We start from the raw sequence: 435 nt of genomic DNA, 5'->3' as shown, positions 1-435 counted from the left end.
GGGAAAAGACCCGTCCGACATCGATGCCCACCGAGTAGGCGGCGCCCTGGTCGCCCGCCGTGGCGCGCAGGGCGACGCCGCCGCGGGAGAAGCGAAGGGCCGCGAGCGCGCCCGCGATGAGGATCGCCGCCACCAGGGAGCCCCAGGCGACCTTCGGAGCGAAATACGCCTCGCCGAGGAAGATCGGCGTGTTGGGGATGAACTCCGGCAGCCGCAGGGGATCCGCGCCCCAAAACAGCTCGACGGCGCCCGTGAGGATCGATCCCAATCCAATCGTCACCATGAAGACCGCGATCGGGCTCTCGCCGAGCATCGGGCGGATCAGGGTCCGTTCGACGATCGCGCCGAGAATGGCACCCGCCGCGACGGTAAGCGGGATGGCGGCCCAGACCGGCAGGCCGGTCCCGGCCACGAGACCGAAGAACACGTATCCCC

At 70.1% G+C, this 435-nt stretch carries 1 protein-coding gene; it reads right to left on the bottom strand.

Features of this window, described 5'->3' with window-relative positions; translation table 11 throughout:
* Positions 1–435 (bottom strand): ABC transporter permease subunit (locus AC066S_RS39505; RefSeq protein WP_478272013.1); only part of this gene is annotated, 435 nt, incomplete at both ends.

The organism is Bradyrhizobium sp. CFUWI, from assembly GCF_056429085.1.
The sequence above is the reverse complement of the archived record's forward strand: the minus strand, read 5'-3'. Positions and strand labels throughout refer to the sequence as shown.